This window comes from Sphingomonas larreae, assembly GCF_051400595.1.
GTDB lineage: Bacteria > Pseudomonadota > Alphaproteobacteria > Sphingomonadales > Sphingomonadaceae > Sphingomonas.
This window is the reverse complement of the sequence record NZ_JBLFFI010000005.1, coordinates 1-13,573: the sequence shown is the minus strand read 5'-3', so window position 1 is coordinate 13,573 and position 13,573 is coordinate 1. Positions and strand designations below refer to the sequence as shown.

Here is a 13,573-nt window from a genome sequence, read left to right as displayed (position 1 = left end):
GCCCGCCTGCGAGTGACAGAGTCTGGGCGCTTGCGGACATGCCGGATCGTCAGGGTTCCGCTTTAAGCACGAGGGCGACCTGCTCGGCCAAGACCTCGTCCGGCGTTCGGTACCCAAGGCACTTGCGTGGCGTTCGGTTGAGGCGGTCTACCAACTGCTCGAGCTCGGCTCGCGGTACCTGTGCGATGTCCGTGTCGGAGGGAAGAAAGCGCCGTATCCTGCCGTTGCTGTTCTCCACGCTGCCCTTCTGCCATGGCGCTGACGGCTGGCAGAAGTACGCGGTCATGCCCAGGCGCTCCCGTAGGCGCCCATAGCCGGCGAATTCGGTGCCCCGGTCGAGCGTGATGGTGCGACGGAGAGAAGGGGGGAGGGTGCCGAGGTGGCGCTCGATGCCTTCCATGATGCCGGCCGAGTGACGGCTGCTGTTGGGCGTCAGCACGGTGAAGCGGCTTCGACGCTCAACCAATGAGGTGAGGTTGGCCTTACCGTGATGCAGCTTGAACGCGATGAGGTCGCCTTCCCAATGGCCAAAGTCGGCCCGCTCAGCGATGTTTGGCGGTCGAGCCGCGATGGTGTGGGCGGGCGGAATGTTCAGGCCGCGTGGCTTTCGAGCATAGCGACGTCGGCGCTTCCGCCTGCCGGTGGGTAGCAGGCGTGCCAGCTTGGCCGCCTGGCCGTCGCGCCCGTACACGAACTGGTAGATCGTCTCATGGCTCACCCGCAGCGGGCCAGAGGTACGGTGCCGCAGGTAGCCGGCGATCTGCTCGGGCGACCACGCGGCTTCCAGCCGGTCGACGACGTACCTGGCGAGCTCGGGATATCGGCTGATTTTCGCGCCTCTCAACCGTCGCTCAGCCGCCATGGAGTGCGCTGTGAGTGGGAAATACCCCCGGAACATCGGCTCTTCGTCGAACCGGTGATTGCGCTTCAGCTCGCGGTAGATCGTCGACGGGTGGCGCCCGAGCTCGGCCGCGGCCTGGCGCGGACTTCTGCCGGCGCTGATGAGCTGATACAGCCTGCGGCGTTCGTTCAGATCCAGATGCGTGTAGCGGCCCATGCGCAACCCTCAGCCGGGTGGAACCCGCACGTAAGCTAGGTTCTCGCACTTCGATTTAGAATGCACCCGCTTACACGCTCTGTTGCCGCCAGTTAGAAAAGACACATTCTCCGCCAATTAGAAATGACACTCGCTCGTGGCAGCGGGGGCAGCGTGGAGCCTCCCAAGCAGCGCAGCGCTGCCCCCGCTGATGCGGTGGCCTCTCGGTTCTGGCGCGCTCGGACCCGCTGCGACAGCAGCGGGCTTGGTCACTTAGGTTCACAGCCGCCGCCTCTGCGCCGATAGTCGCCCGGCTCGCGGTTGCAGCCGACGTAAACACCCGTCAAAAGAGACGTATGAGCAGCGAAACTCGCATGATGGCCGCAGGAAGCGGCCTCTTGGTCATTTCTTTCATCGTTTTTCGGCTGACGAATGCGCACCTACTCGCATGGGTGCTGTTGGCTGTTGCGATGCCGCTAATCTTCGAAGTGGCTGCTTGGGGGCAAGCCGAGGTGATCGCCAGCCTGCTTTATAGCGAAAAGCCTGAAATATTTCGGGAGGCTTATAGGTTTCGCAACGCAGCTCCTCGAATTACGCTTCTCTACGTGTGGTTGTTTAGGGTTATTTCCGCTCGGGAGACCATAGGGCTCCCTGAGCAGGGATGGGTTGCTATAGCTTTGTTGAGTCCCATCGCAGCCTGGGCCGCACTCGCGGCACGATCACATTACCGATGCATTCGGGACTTTATGGCGGCTCGTTGAGGTTCGAAGCGCCGACAGCAACCCAATTTTGAACGGTTAGAATCAGCGAGTATGGCCGTCCGCGTCTGAGATAGCAGGGAAGCGGTCAGACCGGTTTCGGGAGCGAAGCCATCGAAAGCGGACACTTTCACCCGTAGCTTTGTGAGCAGCGATCCAGCAGGGCCGGTAAGCCGACGTCATCACCCGCGGTTTCACCGATCGCAGCGAGATAGCGAAGTATGACGGCCCTCAACGCGTCGGGCTGCGGCGCATCACCCGTCTGACGAATGGACACACTCGTCCCATCGGTGCTGACTGTATGCGGTTCTCCGGCCGGTCCGAAGGCGGCGCTGTAGACCCCCTCAGCGACGTCTATCGGCTCCATCCACCGCTCTGCATCTTCTAAGGAGGCAAAGAAGATAGCCGGCTCATCTGCCGCGACGATGAGGTTTATCGGGGCCATCGACCCGATATGCCATGCAGCAAGGATGTCCGCTATCGGCATTCGCATCGGGTCTGCTGGACGCCCGGCTCTGGGCAAGCCCGCTCAAGTCCGAAAGCGCCCATTTGCAGTCGTCAGCTGGCTCAAATGGCTTGCCCGATAGCTGCCGTTACAAGTACCACGGATGCGGCTGACCGGTCCGACAGGCTTGCAATGCATCCGCTATGATCTTGTCGTCGCATTTAGTGGCGAAGTTGGTCAATTGCTTCACCAAGGAGGCATCGGCCACGATCGCCGCCGCTTCGAAGATGTCCATACCGACAGATGGAGCGGCAAGCGCTCGCTGAATGTAGGGCAACGCCGCGACTGCGTCTATCCGAGCCAGCCCCCTGATCGCTTCAGCACGTACATTTTCGTCAGGATCATCGGCGCAAATCGTCAGGGCGGCTCGGACAACTGGGGTGTCTAGCTTCAGGTTAGCGATAATGAAAGCGGCCCAATCCCGATTTGAAGTATCTTTGTCAGTCATCAAAGCGATAACTTTGCTGAGGTTTTCTGCCGCGTACTCGCTACCCGTCAGCGGGGCATCTTCGTTGATGACCCACGTCAAGAAGGCGGAGGATGGGCCGTATTGTTCTTCGTCCATGAACATGCCTTGTCATCGCCGGGTTAACGGCAGCTTTCCCAAAAAGACTGTCAAAAGCCGCCTGTCCGCTTTCCTGCCAATCTCGGCCATTCACCCAAGGCGATTGTCGGACGCGCCTCGAACGTCTGAGATTGGCAGGTTAGCGGAACGGCCGCTTTGGGCATTGCCGCGATGCCGGCTATGTGATCGAGTCCAATTAGTCCGAGGCGAGAGATCGAGGTCGATGGCGCTACCGTTCATCATATACGTGATCGGCATGTTATCTGCTTATTCTCTAATAGTCGCCTATTTCGCCTATTGTACACCATCCTATGTTGGAATGGTATACGTCCTACTTATTCCGATCATCGAGGAAAAACTAAAATTACTATGTTCAAGAGGGGCGGCTGGGAGACAGGGACCGTCTTAGGCGCCGCTCTCGCGTTCTCGATGTTTGAGCAGACTTTTAGGTGCCTTGATAGAGCGAGAATTGACTACATCAACGCGTTTGTCATGGAAGACCTCGGGTACTACGCTACTCCAACGCTAATGCATATTTTCGACGCCGGTTTAGCTCGAAGCCTTGTCGATAAGACATCAGCCGGAACGGCATTTCTGGCTTGCGTGGTGGTTCATTACACATACAACCTTTCTGTAGCTTATCTACTATAAGATCTCACCAATCTTTCTGCAGGTGTTCTTTTTCGCCTTGCCACTCCTTCCCCACGCAGATCACCGGTGCGGGTCTTGCAAGCCTTAGGGGCGCCCTTAGGCTTAGCGGATGGCAGATATTAGTGGGCGGAGGGCGCCGTTATCTGTCGCCTTTTGGCAGGGAAGCGGACATCAGCGCGCTATGGGGGACGATCCCGCGCCGCGGCGGTATGAGACTCGCCCCGCTCGTTTGAGTTCGAGCCACTTGCCTTCAAGCCCAGACAAAACCCAATTAGCCCTTCGTCGCACACCTGCATCATCAGATCGTTCTAAGGCTTCAAGATCATGTCTGAAGCCCTCGCTCTCCACTCGAGGGGCTGCGTGACAGTAATGCAGGAACTCTCTTCTTTCCTCAAAGCGGAGCACAGCAGCGATAATGCTTTGACGCAGCCGCTGCGCCTCAGCAGCGGAAAGATCTCGCTTCTTAAGCTGCCTTAGAACCTTCTCCTTTAGGTAGCCCGATCGATAAAAAACCGGATCAGCTTCGATAAAGTCGAGCATCATATTTGTGCTAAGCTCCGATGCTGGCAGCTCGCCATCAGCAACCTGCCGGAGCGCCTCTGGATAAGCACGTGCTTGCGTCGCGCGAAAGACCTCGATGGCCGTAAGCCAACGCTGAGTTCGAGGGTCGTCCTTATTGTTTCTGTCAACAATGCGCGCGAATGCCGCGTGTAGCTCATTGTGCGCGGCGTTCACCTCCCTTGCATGTTTTTGAAAATCGAAACCGCGCATTCCATGCTCGTCCATATTGAAGCAGAGAAGCTTAGCTTGCTTGCATTATCGATGTCTGAAAAAAATGGGCGATCTTGGTCAAATCACCTGTGTGGCGGTTATCCCGAACATTCCAAAGCTCCAAAAAGATAAAAGACACGTCGTTGAAATGGCAACTCCGACCAAGCGTCGAATATCACGGTGCCTTAACAGCAAGAGTAGCGAAAGCCAAAAGGCGACGAGTCCAGCAAAGATAGGATTTAATTCAGGAGCATAGGCCGATGAAGCGAGGCTAATGATTACTCCCGCATAACCTATAAATACCAAGAATGCCGACCTGCTAAACGCGTCCGAAAGGCCATCGCTTGCGACCCCTAGTATTATCCCTCCGGCATATATGATCGTCGACGATGCGGCGGCTGCGATCAGCCAATCGCTCAGGGTGGTTCGGGCGCCGGTCATTATTTACGTGTAGCACCATCGTGTGAGTGACCGGAAGTGGGCGGTTTTGGACGCTAGTGGGCGTATTCGCCGAGGCCCCGCGCGACGAGCTCCTCATTGGAGAGGCGTGGACCGCGCTTGAGCCTTCTGTTGCCCAGCGTTCGGCGGTCCAGCTTCTGACCGGATGAAGTTGGGGAGGGCGCCTTGAACACGCCGGCGGGCTGCGCCGTGCGCGCGGGCTCGTTGTTGTTGCGCTTGGCATGGTGTGGCTGAGCCTGCTGTATCACGCGGGCGAGCGCCAGCGCGGCGTCCAGGTGCTTATTGTCGACCACGGCAGCCTGGTTCACCCGGCGCATCTTGTCGAACATGCGATAGGGCAGGACCGTGCCCTCATGCTGGATCTCTAGCCGACCGTCCGGGTACTCGCATACGTCGACCTTCTTGCGCGCGAGCGCCTGCGCCGCAGACGAGGGCTCCAGGATGAACATGGCCTTGTTGTAGTGCAGGGTGAGGGCACCGGTGACGGTGCGCTGCTCGCGCCAGACCAGCTCCGCCTCAAGGTCGTCGTGGATGGCCAGCGGGCGGTGCAGATCGCGCGGGTCGAACGGTGCCTTGGCGAACCGACGATTGTGCTGCGCCATGTAGGAGGGGAGGAAGGCGTTGGCTTGGTCGATGGTGGAGATGCGGTGTAGCCGCATCGCCTTGACCAGGCGGTCCTGCAGCGTGGCGTTGACCCGCTCGACGCGTCCCTTCGCCTGCGGCGAGTTCGCGCAGATCAGCTCGATGTTGAGCCGGTCCAACGCCCGGCCGAGGTGGGTCATGCCGTCGCCCTTTGCCGAGGCCGTGTTGTTGCGAAAGGCGCTGTGCTTGTCGGTGTAGAAGGCCACTGGCTTGCCGTGCCGCTCCAGGTACGTCCGGGTGGCACGCATGTAGGAGAAGGTGCTTTCGCTCTCGACCATCTCGAGGTGCATGAGCTCACTGGTGGCATCGTCGATGAAGACCAGGAGCGTGCACTGCGGACCGCGGCCCTCGAACCACCAGTGCCTGGAGCCGTCGACCTGGATGAGCTCGCCACGGCAGTCGCGTCGGTAGCGGGGCTGGTACGGGCGAGGGCGCTTGGCCGCACGGTCCTGCCACAGCCCGGCCTCAAGCATGATGCGCCGCAGGGTCTCGCACGACAGGCCGATGCCGTGGCGTTCGGCGAGGTACTCGCGTGCCAGCGTCGGTCCGAAGTCGGCATAGTGCTCGCGCACCAGCGTGACCACCTCGGCGCGGAAGGCATCGCTGTAGCGCCGGTAGCTCGGCCGTCCTCGCTTGCGCGACACCAGGCCACCGGCGCCGTCCTCTCGCAGGCGGCCCAGCAGCCGGTACACCTGCCGCCTCGCAAGGCCGAGCAGCTCCATCGCGTCCGCGACCCGGATCTCGCCGCGATCGAGCCGCATCAGCGTGTCGAAGCGGGTGATCTCAGCAGCACTCATCGCCAGCACCGTCATACAAGCGCGTCCTCGTTGCCGAGAACGGCTATGACACCGGCGACCCGCCGATAGCACCGCAGAGTGCCATTTCTATCTAGCGGGCTGGTGCCATTTGTACTTAGCGCTTACACGCTCGCAGGCCGATAATACATGTTATGTTAAGGGGCGATCTCGCGCGTTTCCTCTAACCGATATTACTCGTTGTCCTGATGGCGAGCAATCTCGTCTAAGATCGCCTCTGGCGCGACGTCTCGCTTTACCTCGTCCATGTCGCCCGGTAGCTCGTTGGACAGGTTCAAGTGATTGGCGATGGCCTCGACGAGCTTCGCTAGTCTGGTCAGTTCATGCTCGGCCAGCAGGTTGATGTGCAAGTCCAGATCGGCTCTTTTATCCGCTCTTTCCGCCATGCGGTTCTGACTTATCAGAACGAACGTGGAGAGAAAGATCGCCTCTACGGACGCCTCGGACGCCAGGATCACGAAGCTTGGATCGAAGGGTGTTAGGCCTGGCAGTAGGCCGGAGTTGACGATGATCCATCCACTGTAGATCACAAGGTGCAGATACACGAAGCGCATGCTGCCGGTGAAGTTCGTGATGGCTTGAGCGATCCGGTCCTGACGTGAGGCGCTCGCCTCTTCGGTCCTCCGTCGCGTCTCAAGAGCTTCGATGTTTCGCGTAAGCGCTTCACTAAGGGCATTCGGCCCAGGTGGCGGTAGCGTCGGACTTCTCATGTTCACCTGCCAATCGACCGGAGCTGTGCAGGAGTTTTCGCTCGCGCGCCTCAACGCATGTGTGCGTCGGCCGCTTAACCGGCAACCAAGATCGAACTGGATTAGCTCAAACGAAAACAGGGCCGAAGCCGATAGCAGCGGCCCCGACCCCGTCGTCAAAGGATCCTCCGTGGAAACGGCGGATGGACTGGATGAACGCAGGCGCGTCAAATCCGGTCCGCTCCCTTTGCTATACCGATCTCGGTCAACAATCCATGAACGCCGGCGCACGCCGGCGACCCATCGTCGCACCACCAAGGATTACGCCATGAGCATCACCGCACCGGCCGCGCGCACGCTGGCATCGTTCGACAATGCCTATACCGTCGCTGTGCAGTTGCGCGAGACCACTGGCTTCGACCAGTTTGTCGTGCGCACCGGCAACCCGATCCAGCCGTTCCGCGTCTCGCGTCGACGGCCGCAGGCGCCCGAGACGATGCTCGCCCAGGTCGCCTGACAGCCCGCGATCAGTCGGCCGCGGAGACCCGCGCCATGAGCTGCGCCGCGGTCACGCCCTCGCACAGGGCCTCGTCGGTCACGTAACGGATCGCCAGCTTCTCCTCGCTGACCACGCGAGCCATGCGCGCGCGGCGGTACGTCAGGCTCTTGAGCCACGCGAGGTCCTCGAGCGCGAGCTCGAGCGGCGTCGTGTCCAGCAGGTGCCAGATCCGCATCTGATACGGGCTCTGGTCTTTCAGGATGTCGGCCAGTTCCTCGTAGCCGTGGCCTTGCTCGATGCCGTTGCTGAGATCCATGGCGAGTGCGGCGAACGCCTCCTCGAGCTGGCACACCGACAGGTACGCCACGTCGAGGCCGATGCCCACCGTCGCGCCGGCCATGACCCGACGATCGACTGACAGCTCGCGATCGTTCAGCGCATCCTTCAGCGGCAGATCGTAGTCGTAGCCGCGCATCGCGTCCTTCAACTTCATGGCCGTCCTCCTGTGGCGCGCATTGAACATAACGTGAACGGGGTGCGCAAGTCCTTTTCTCATCATTCGTACAGGTGTTCGTGCCTGCAACGGCTTTCCGGCTGCACAGCTTGACCCTCGTGGAAGCATCGCAGCAATGTCAGGCCAACAAACAGGGATGTCAGCATGACGAACATCTTGATCGCCGGCACGCTGATCGCGCTCGTGGTCGCCATCTGGAACGCAGTCGCTGCCTGGCGGCATGCCTCACAACCCCATGACTGGCGGGTCGACCGTAGCGGTCTGCCGCAGCCGGCGAACGGCGGCCAGCTGCTCATCCTCGGCGTCGCGGCCTCGATCTCGATGATCGTGCTGCTGCTTACGCAGGCGACCGCCAAGGCCGTCCTCGCGGTGCTGTTCGGTTGGTCGATCGCCTTCGCGGTACTAGCCGTACGGAACCGGCGTCGATCGCAAGCCTGGTTCAACGGCCGCGACGGCTTCGGCCGCTAAGCAGGCGACACGGCGGCTCACTGCGGGACAGCAACGGCGGTTATAATCGGACGTTTGTGCGACCTAGCGAGCAATCGAGGGTTGATGACCTATGTCCGCGTCCACGATCCCCTACGCACTCGTCGTCGACGACGACGCGATCATCCTCATGGACGCCTGCGGCATCCTTGAGGACGCCGGCTTCCGGACGCACGAGGCAGACAACGGTGACGCTGCGATCATCATGCTCCCGGAGTATGCGCACACAATCACCCTCCTCTTCTCCGACGTCGACATGCCCGGTGATACCGATGGCTTCGCCCTCGCCCGGCACGTCGCCGAGCTCTACCCGTGGATCGAGATCGTGATCGCGAGCGGCCGCGTGAAGCCGGAGGACGGCGACATGCCCGAAAAAGCGACCTTCCTGAGCAAGCCCTTCTCCGCGCCCATGGTTCACCAGCACCTTCGCGACATATTGCCGGACGGGAAGAAGCCGGAGGCGCTGCGAAACGCTGTCTGATCGGAGCCAACCCAGCTTGGCTTCGATGCCGTTTCCCGTATGTCCGGATCGACCCTATCGGGAGTGACGATCATGGCCGGGCCTGACAGAGCACCTCTCGTTATCCCCAAGACCACGCGCCGCGACTACCTCAACGCCTTCATGCATCTAGTCGAGACGGCCTATTGGTTCGCCGTTGTCGCCCTACTCATCTACGCAGACGTCGACCTCTGGGTGTGGGGAGCCTCCGCCATCGTCATCATGCCGGTGTACGTCTTCGGCTTGGGCTACCTACGCGCGCGCCTCGGCGTTCTCCGGCGCAGCTGAGCCATGACACGGACGCGCCCCACCAACCTTTGGATTGCCGTCGCTTGCGGGTGCGTCGGCGCAGTCGCCGCCTGGAGTTACGCCGAGCTCCTGCCCGTCTCCTTGACCGAGCAGCGCGCCGCGCAGGTGCTGGCGCGCGCCGGCCCCAACGGAGCCGCTGCCTACAAGGCAGCGTGGAACGACGGCCGTCTAACCCGCAGCGACATGATCCAGCTGCGCGACCAGGCCGGCCGCGACGTCGACGCTTGGATCGCTGCCTCGCGATCGGCGCGCGCCGTTAACTAATCTCCGCAGATACCGCTTTCGCACTTGCGAACAGGCCTTCGCAGATGCAGCATACTCGAGCCTTTCAGGCATCCTCTCCAAAAAAAATCTCGGGTCGGCTCCGCCGGCCCTTTTTTTTCTCCTGATTGCAACCGGGGCCACGCTGCGAAAAGCTCAATCGCACACGCCAGCGCCGCGCCCGGGTTCCTTGCCCGCCCAGCACACGCTATCGATCATCTGGGAGGACGGGAGCATGAACCAACATCGTGATGACGCCCGCCGAGATCCTGTGGTCGACCTCGAGCGCAGCCTGCGGCGCATCATCGATCGCTACACCTGGAAGCGCATGTTCCTCTTCGGCGCTCTCCTCGTCTGGCTCCTGACGTCCCACGGCACGCTCGTCGACTACGTCGTCGGCCGATCCTACATAGGCGTCTGGCTACTGGCGGCGATCGGATGCTGGACCGCGTCGGGTTGGCTCCTCGACCTCCCTCGCCTGCTCTTCCCCGACGTGGAGGCGTTCCGACACCTGCGCCGATTGGCGCCGCGGCGCTGACGCGATCAATGGCCGACGGCAAGCGGAAGAAGGAAAGGTTCAAGGCTGAGCACCCGTGGTGCTGCTTCTGCGGAGGCGAGCGTCCAGCCACAACGATCGACCATATTCCGGCACGTACCTGTTTCCGAAGCCGCGAGTACCCGGATGGCTTCGAGTTTCCGGCATGCGCACCCTGCCAAGACGCTAGCCGTAAAGACGAGATCGTCTTCGCTTTCTACACGCGCGCGCTCGACCACAACGACGACAATCTCGCCGCGCGTGACTTTGATCGCCTTATCAACGGCCTGATGAACAACATGCCAGAGCTCGCGCCACGCGGGATGGCCTCGAGGAATGCCAAGCGAGAAACGTTGCGACGGATGGGCCTCCAAATGAGCCCGGGTTACACGCTCGACCAAGCGCCCATTATCTCATTTGATCCGGCACTTCATCAGCATATCGTTCGCTACGCCCGTAAGATCGCGTGCGCGCTCTACTACAGAGAACAAGGGCGGCCCGCTCTGTTAACGCATCGTACGCTCGCGACATGGGGTCAGGAGAGCGATCCGACATTTCTCCAGCGGCATGCTGGCTTCTATAACATGACCCCTTTGCAGACGATCGGACGCCGACCAAATGTCGATATCGGCGATCAATTCCGCTGCCAGTGCAACAAGGCAGACGAGCCCGACGTCTTCGCTGCCGTCGCCTCATTCGGTCGCGGCGGAATGACGCTCTCGATGATCGTTGTCTCGCAGGATGTTGCCGAGCAGCTCGATCGTCAACGTGAACTAGATGGCTCGCCCGAGGTCGAACCATGGTTGCCCGTAGCGGACACCTATTCCAGCTAGTGGCTCGCCCTCAGTGAGGCGTGAAATTGCCGTCACCAAGCCTGACACGCGGAATTTCTCACCCGTTCGAAGGTTCGTCGCTCCGGTGGAAGGGTCGGCGATCATCCTCATATGGTACGTGCTGGCGGGGCCACCCCGCCCGATGGGCGGGGCCGGGCTCTAGTCGGCTAATGCCGACCGGAGCCCCGCTGAAGCGGGTCTCCGCGGCAAGCGGTCACGATCCCTTGTCCGGGTCCCAAGACGCCTCCACGGCGCTCCTGCGGCGTCTGACGCTGATGCGCAGCGCTGCCCCCTGCCCTCTCCTCACTCGCCACGTCCGGCCCGGCGGGCACCGCAGGCAGCCTGCGGCTGGGGAATCATGCGCTTGCGCGCATGATGATTGTTTGTTGGGCCAATGATCTCATCGCACCCTTCGCCGTCTCTCAGTGTCTCTGCGTGCCAGACCCGGCCAACGGGGTCGGGTCAAAGGAGAATTGCCAGCAGAGCTGGCAATGCTTTTGTTTGTTTGAAGACGCCTCAACAAGAATAACGGTTTCTACCGCTAAAGCGGCAGACACTCCGTGATTCGTGTTGACCCCGCCGGCCGCGCCTGCCTCTTGAGCCCCTGCGAGGACGGCTCCGGGTGCGATGAGATCGCAGGCCGGGGCTACGCCCCCAAGCATCGTTCCTGTTCATCTGAATTGCTCGCTAACTCGATCAATGCGTATTTGATTTGATTACTTACGCTCCCTAGTCGGGAACTATTTGTGCTCGGACTCACCAGGTACGATGACTAAGGTGTCAAGAAATCAATGCGCTTCAATACTTGGAAGGGAGGGGGTAAAATAAAGATGTCGGGAGGGGAAGGCCCCAAGCCCAGACAACAGGGGGGCAGGCCCCCGCCTAGATGGAGTAAGTGCTATGAACATCGGTCAGTTCGCCGTCGTCAAGGGTCAGCTTCTCGGTTCGATCGCTACCGCCACCATCGACCTGCCGCGCCTCGACCTGCGCGCGACCAACAGCACCAACGAGCGCGCGCCCGCGTTCGAGATCATGGTGCTGAACGTCGCCAAACGCTGGGTGCAGATCGGCGCGCTGTGGGAGCTTAAGAGCAACAGCACCGGCGAGGTCTTCTTTCAGGGCAAGCTCGACGACCCCAGCCTGAACGAGCCGCTGCAGATCATGCTCTTCGGCAACATGGAGGAAGGTTACCGCGTCGTGTGGAACCGCCCCGAGCCGCGCCAGTCCAATCTGGACGGCAGCCGCAGCAACCGCCGCGCCGCCCGTACCACCAACGCCGACGAGTTCGCGGGCAACGCCACCGACGATGGCCAGATCACCGACGAGCAGGTGAACGACCCGGATTACGTCCCGCAGATGTAACCACCACCGAGACGGGCGGGGAGAGCGCTGGAACGCTCCCCCGACCCTAGCCGCCACGCCCTGCCAAAGGATCGAACCATGACCAAGCCGACGACCTCCACCCGCTTTACCAGCTTCGCCGCGATGGGCGAAGCCCTCAACCCCGCCGCTCGCAACGACGCGCAGGATTGCAGCGCGCAGGACGACAGCACCGAGCACGACCAGAGCGCGACCGACGCGACCGACGATGCCGCCGAGAGCCACGCCGAGGCGACCGCCACCACCAAGTTTCAGGACGCGTTCGGCGACGTCGGCGCGCTGTCCATCGTGGAAATGGGCGGCGAGCGGCAGGAACTGGACATGCCCGAGCCGATCGAGGCGCAGCACGATTGCGCGGCGATCATGGCAACGCTGTTCGACCTGTTCCGCGACACCCGCCTAGAGGCGAGCGCGCAGGCCATCGCGTGGGGCTTCGTCAATTCCTTCCACTACGAGGCGCAGAAGCTCGAGCGCGAGGAGGACCGGCTTTGCGCCGAGATTCCCGACATGACGCGGCGCATGGACCCTTCCGAAATCTTCGCGGTAGAGATGGAGGAGTTGCAGCTTCGCGCCCAGACCAAGACCGAGCAGCGCGCCGCTATCGAGTGCATGCGCGACTATGCCGCCGACTGCTACCGCGCGCAGTCCGGCCACCCATGGTCCCCGGCGCGCGGATCGAAGGTATTGAGCGGAGGCACCGCAAGCCAGATCGCCGCAATCGACTTCCTGAAAGCACGCGCGAACGACCACCGCGAGAAGCGCAACGCCACCGGCCCGCTTGTCGTCTTCTCGGGCGGTCAGGAGTGGCACGACTGGCAGCAGCTTTGGGCCAAACTCGACCAGATCAAGGCGCGCGTGCCGCACATGACCCTGTGCACCACCGCGCAGCGCAAAGGCGCGGACGCCATCGCCGCCTCTTGGGCCGCGGGCCGTGACGTTACCCTGATCGCCTTCACCCCGAACACCGCCCGCTATGGCAAGCGCGCCGGGTTCGTCCGCAACGAGCAGCTGGCCAACCTCAACCCGGTTGAGGCGGTTGTCTGTCAGGGTTCCGGCCTTCAATCCAACCTGTTGCAGGTGCTGAAAACCGCCCGCGTCCCCACCCACGCTTTCCGGATCGACGGACAGGCCCCCGCCCCCGTCGCAACCCAGCGCGCCGCGTTTGGTTGATCCATCGGGCGGCGCGCTCCCCCTCGCGCCGCCCTCCCCTTTCCTTGGCAGGGAACCACTAGGCCAGCGTCGGGCGAGCCCCGGCGCTGGCCTCTTTTCGCCAGCGTCGCTTAGTGGGGGGTTGCGCGACCCGATTGTTATAGATCTAAACGGGAACGGCGCAAATCTGACATCACTTAACTTTTCTAATGCCTAT

Annotated in this window: 16 protein-coding genes; 9 read left to right on the top strand and 7 right to left on the bottom strand. The window is 61.6% G+C overall.

All coding sequences use genetic code 11. The features are described 5' to 3' along the window. Nucleotides 1-49: 49 nt before the first annotated feature. The 6 genes from ACMGDM_RS16385 to ACMGDM_RS16360 form a co-directional block, all read right to left on the bottom strand. Nucleotides 50-1,057 (bottom strand): IS30 family transposase, encoded by a 1,008-nt coding sequence (locus ACMGDM_RS16385; RefSeq protein ID WP_436805204.1) that lies wholly within the window; start codon nt 1,055-1,057, stop codon nt 50-52. 867 nt (nt 1,058-1,924) lie between these two features. Continuing rightward, entirely contained in the window at nt 1,925-2,287 is a 363-nt protein-coding gene (locus tag ACMGDM_RS16380; RefSeq protein ID WP_436805203.1) for a hypothetical protein, read from the bottom strand. 100 nt (nt 2,288-2,387) lie between these two features. Continuing rightward, complete coding sequence (locus tag ACMGDM_RS16375; RefSeq protein WP_436805202.1) at nt 2,388-2,870, bottom strand: HEAT repeat domain-containing protein; 483 nt, start codon at nt 2,868-2,870, stop codon at nt 2,388-2,390. A gap of 816 nt (nt 2,871-3,686) precedes the next feature. Next, entirely contained in the window at nt 3,687-4,286 is a 600-nt protein-coding gene (locus ACMGDM_RS16370; protein WP_436805201.1) for a hypothetical protein, read from the bottom strand. Between the two features lie 494 nt (nt 4,287-4,780). Next, nucleotides 4,781-6,199, bottom strand: a complete 1,419-nt coding sequence (locus ACMGDM_RS16365; protein WP_436805200.1) for an ISNCY family transposase — start codon at nt 6,197-6,199, stop codon at nt 4,781-4,783. A gap of 176 nt (nt 6,200-6,375) precedes the next feature. Further along, nucleotides 6,376-7,071 carry a DUF1003 domain-containing protein gene (locus tag ACMGDM_RS16360; RefSeq protein ID WP_436805199.1) on the bottom strand — a complete coding sequence of 232 codons (696 nt, stop codon included), beginning with the start codon at nt 7,069-7,071 and terminating at the stop codon, nt 6,376-6,378. Between the two features lie 148 nt (nt 7,072-7,219). On the opposite strand from ACMGDM_RS16360, the gene ACMGDM_RS16355 reads away from it, so the two are divergent. Further along, on the top strand, nt 7,220-7,408 hold the full coding sequence (locus tag ACMGDM_RS16355; RefSeq protein ID WP_436805198.1) for a hypothetical protein: 189 nt from the start codon (nt 7,220-7,222) through the stop codon (nt 7,406-7,408). A 10-nt stretch (nt 7,409-7,418) separates the two neighbouring features. Here ACMGDM_RS16355 and ACMGDM_RS16350 read toward each other — a convergent pair whose 3' ends face one another. Beyond that, nucleotides 7,419-7,883 (bottom strand): hypothetical protein, encoded by a 465-nt coding sequence (locus ACMGDM_RS16350; RefSeq protein ID WP_436805197.1) that lies wholly within the window; start codon nt 7,881-7,883, stop codon nt 7,419-7,421. 165 nt (nt 7,884-8,048) lie between these two features. Here ACMGDM_RS16350 and ACMGDM_RS16345 point away from each other — a divergent pair, with 165 nt between their 5' ends. The 8 genes from ACMGDM_RS16345 (at nt 8,049) to ACMGDM_RS16310 (ending at nt 13,377) form a co-directional block, all read left to right on the top strand. Next, nucleotides 8,049-8,372 carry a hypothetical protein gene (locus tag ACMGDM_RS16345; protein ID WP_436805196.1) on the top strand — a complete coding sequence of 108 codons (324 nt, stop codon included), beginning with the start codon at nt 8,049-8,051 and terminating at the stop codon, nt 8,370-8,372. A gap of 91 nt (nt 8,373-8,463) precedes the next feature. After that, the gene (locus ACMGDM_RS16340; RefSeq protein ID WP_436805195.1) at nt 8,464-8,871 is read left to right on the top strand and encodes a response regulator; all 408 of its coding nucleotides are present in this window, start codon (nt 8,464-8,466) and stop codon (nt 8,869-8,871) included. A gap of 72 nt (nt 8,872-8,943) precedes the next feature. After that, complete coding sequence (locus ACMGDM_RS16335; protein ID WP_436805194.1) at nt 8,944-9,177, top strand: hypothetical protein; 234 nt, start codon at nt 8,944-8,946, stop codon at nt 9,175-9,177. Nucleotides 9,178-9,279: 102 nt separating this feature from the next. Continuing rightward, nucleotides 9,280-9,462, top strand: coding sequence for a hypothetical protein (locus tag ACMGDM_RS16330; RefSeq protein WP_436805193.1), 183 nt, complete (start codon nt 9,280-9,282; stop codon nt 9,460-9,462). Nucleotides 9,463-9,694: 232 nt separating this feature from the next. Then, nucleotides 9,695-9,997: a hypothetical protein gene (locus tag ACMGDM_RS16325; RefSeq protein WP_436805192.1), complete on the top strand. Its 303-nt coding sequence runs from the start codon at nt 9,695-9,697 to the stop codon at nt 9,995-9,997. Nucleotides 9,998-10,005: 8 nt separating this feature from the next. Continuing rightward, a complete protein-coding gene (locus ACMGDM_RS16320; protein WP_436805191.1) occupies nt 10,006-10,827 on the top strand; it encodes a hypothetical protein in 822 nt (273 codons plus the stop codon). A gap of 900 nt (nt 10,828-11,727) precedes the next feature. Continuing rightward, on the top strand, nt 11,728-12,189 hold the full coding sequence (locus ACMGDM_RS16315) for a DUF736 domain-containing protein (RefSeq protein WP_436805190.1): 462 nt from the start codon (nt 11,728-11,730) through the stop codon (nt 12,187-12,189). 78 nt (nt 12,190-12,267) lie between these two features. Further along, the gene (locus tag ACMGDM_RS16310; protein WP_436805189.1) at nt 12,268-13,377 is read left to right on the top strand and encodes a DUF2493 domain-containing protein; all 1,110 of its coding nucleotides are present in this window, start codon (nt 12,268-12,270) and stop codon (nt 13,375-13,377) included. Nucleotides 13,378-13,573: the final 196 nt, after the last annotated feature.

Coding starts and splice junctions, on each gene's coding strand:
- ACMGDM_RS16385 (WP_436805204.1), bottom strand. CDS start 1,057: ATGGGCCGCTACACGCATCTGGATCTGAACGAACGCCGCAGGCTGTAT.
- ACMGDM_RS16380 (WP_436805203.1), bottom strand. CDS start 2,287: ATGCGAATGCCGATAGCGGACATCCTTGCTGCATGGCATATCGGGTCG.
- ACMGDM_RS16375 (WP_436805202.1), bottom strand. CDS start 2,870: ATGTTCATGGACGAAGAACAATACGGCCCATCCTCCGCCTTCTTGACG.
- ACMGDM_RS16370 (WP_436805201.1), bottom strand. CDS start 4,286: ATGCGCGGTTTCGATTTTCAAAAACATGCAAGGGAGGTGAACGCCGCG.
- ACMGDM_RS16365 (WP_436805200.1), bottom strand. CDS start 6,199: ATGACGGTGCTGGCGATGAGTGCTGCTGAGATCACCCGCTTCGACACG.
- ACMGDM_RS16355 (WP_436805198.1), top strand. CDS start 7,220: ATGAGCATCACCGCACCGGCCGCGCGCACGCTGGCATCGTTCGACAAT.
- ACMGDM_RS16350 (WP_436805197.1), bottom strand. CDS start 7,883: ATGAAGTTGAAGGACGCGATGCGCGGCTACGACTACGATCTGCCGCTG.
- ACMGDM_RS16345 (WP_436805196.1), top strand. CDS start 8,049: ATGACGAACATCTTGATCGCCGGCACGCTGATCGCGCTCGTGGTCGCC.
- ACMGDM_RS16340 (WP_436805195.1), top strand. CDS start 8,464: ATGTCCGCGTCCACGATCCCCTACGCACTCGTCGTCGACGACGACGCG.
- ACMGDM_RS16335 (WP_436805194.1), top strand. CDS start 8,944: ATGGCCGGGCCTGACAGAGCACCTCTCGTTATCCCCAAGACCACGCGC.
- ACMGDM_RS16325 (WP_436805192.1), top strand. CDS start 9,695: ATGAACCAACATCGTGATGACGCCCGCCGAGATCCTGTGGTCGACCTC.
- ACMGDM_RS16320 (WP_436805191.1), top strand. CDS start 10,006: ATGGCCGACGGCAAGCGGAAGAAGGAAAGGTTCAAGGCTGAGCACCCG.
- ACMGDM_RS16315 (WP_436805190.1), top strand. CDS start 11,728: ATGAACATCGGTCAGTTCGCCGTCGTCAAGGGTCAGCTTCTCGGTTCG.
- ACMGDM_RS16310 (WP_436805189.1), top strand. CDS start 12,268: ATGACCAAGCCGACGACCTCCACCCGCTTTACCAGCTTCGCCGCGATG.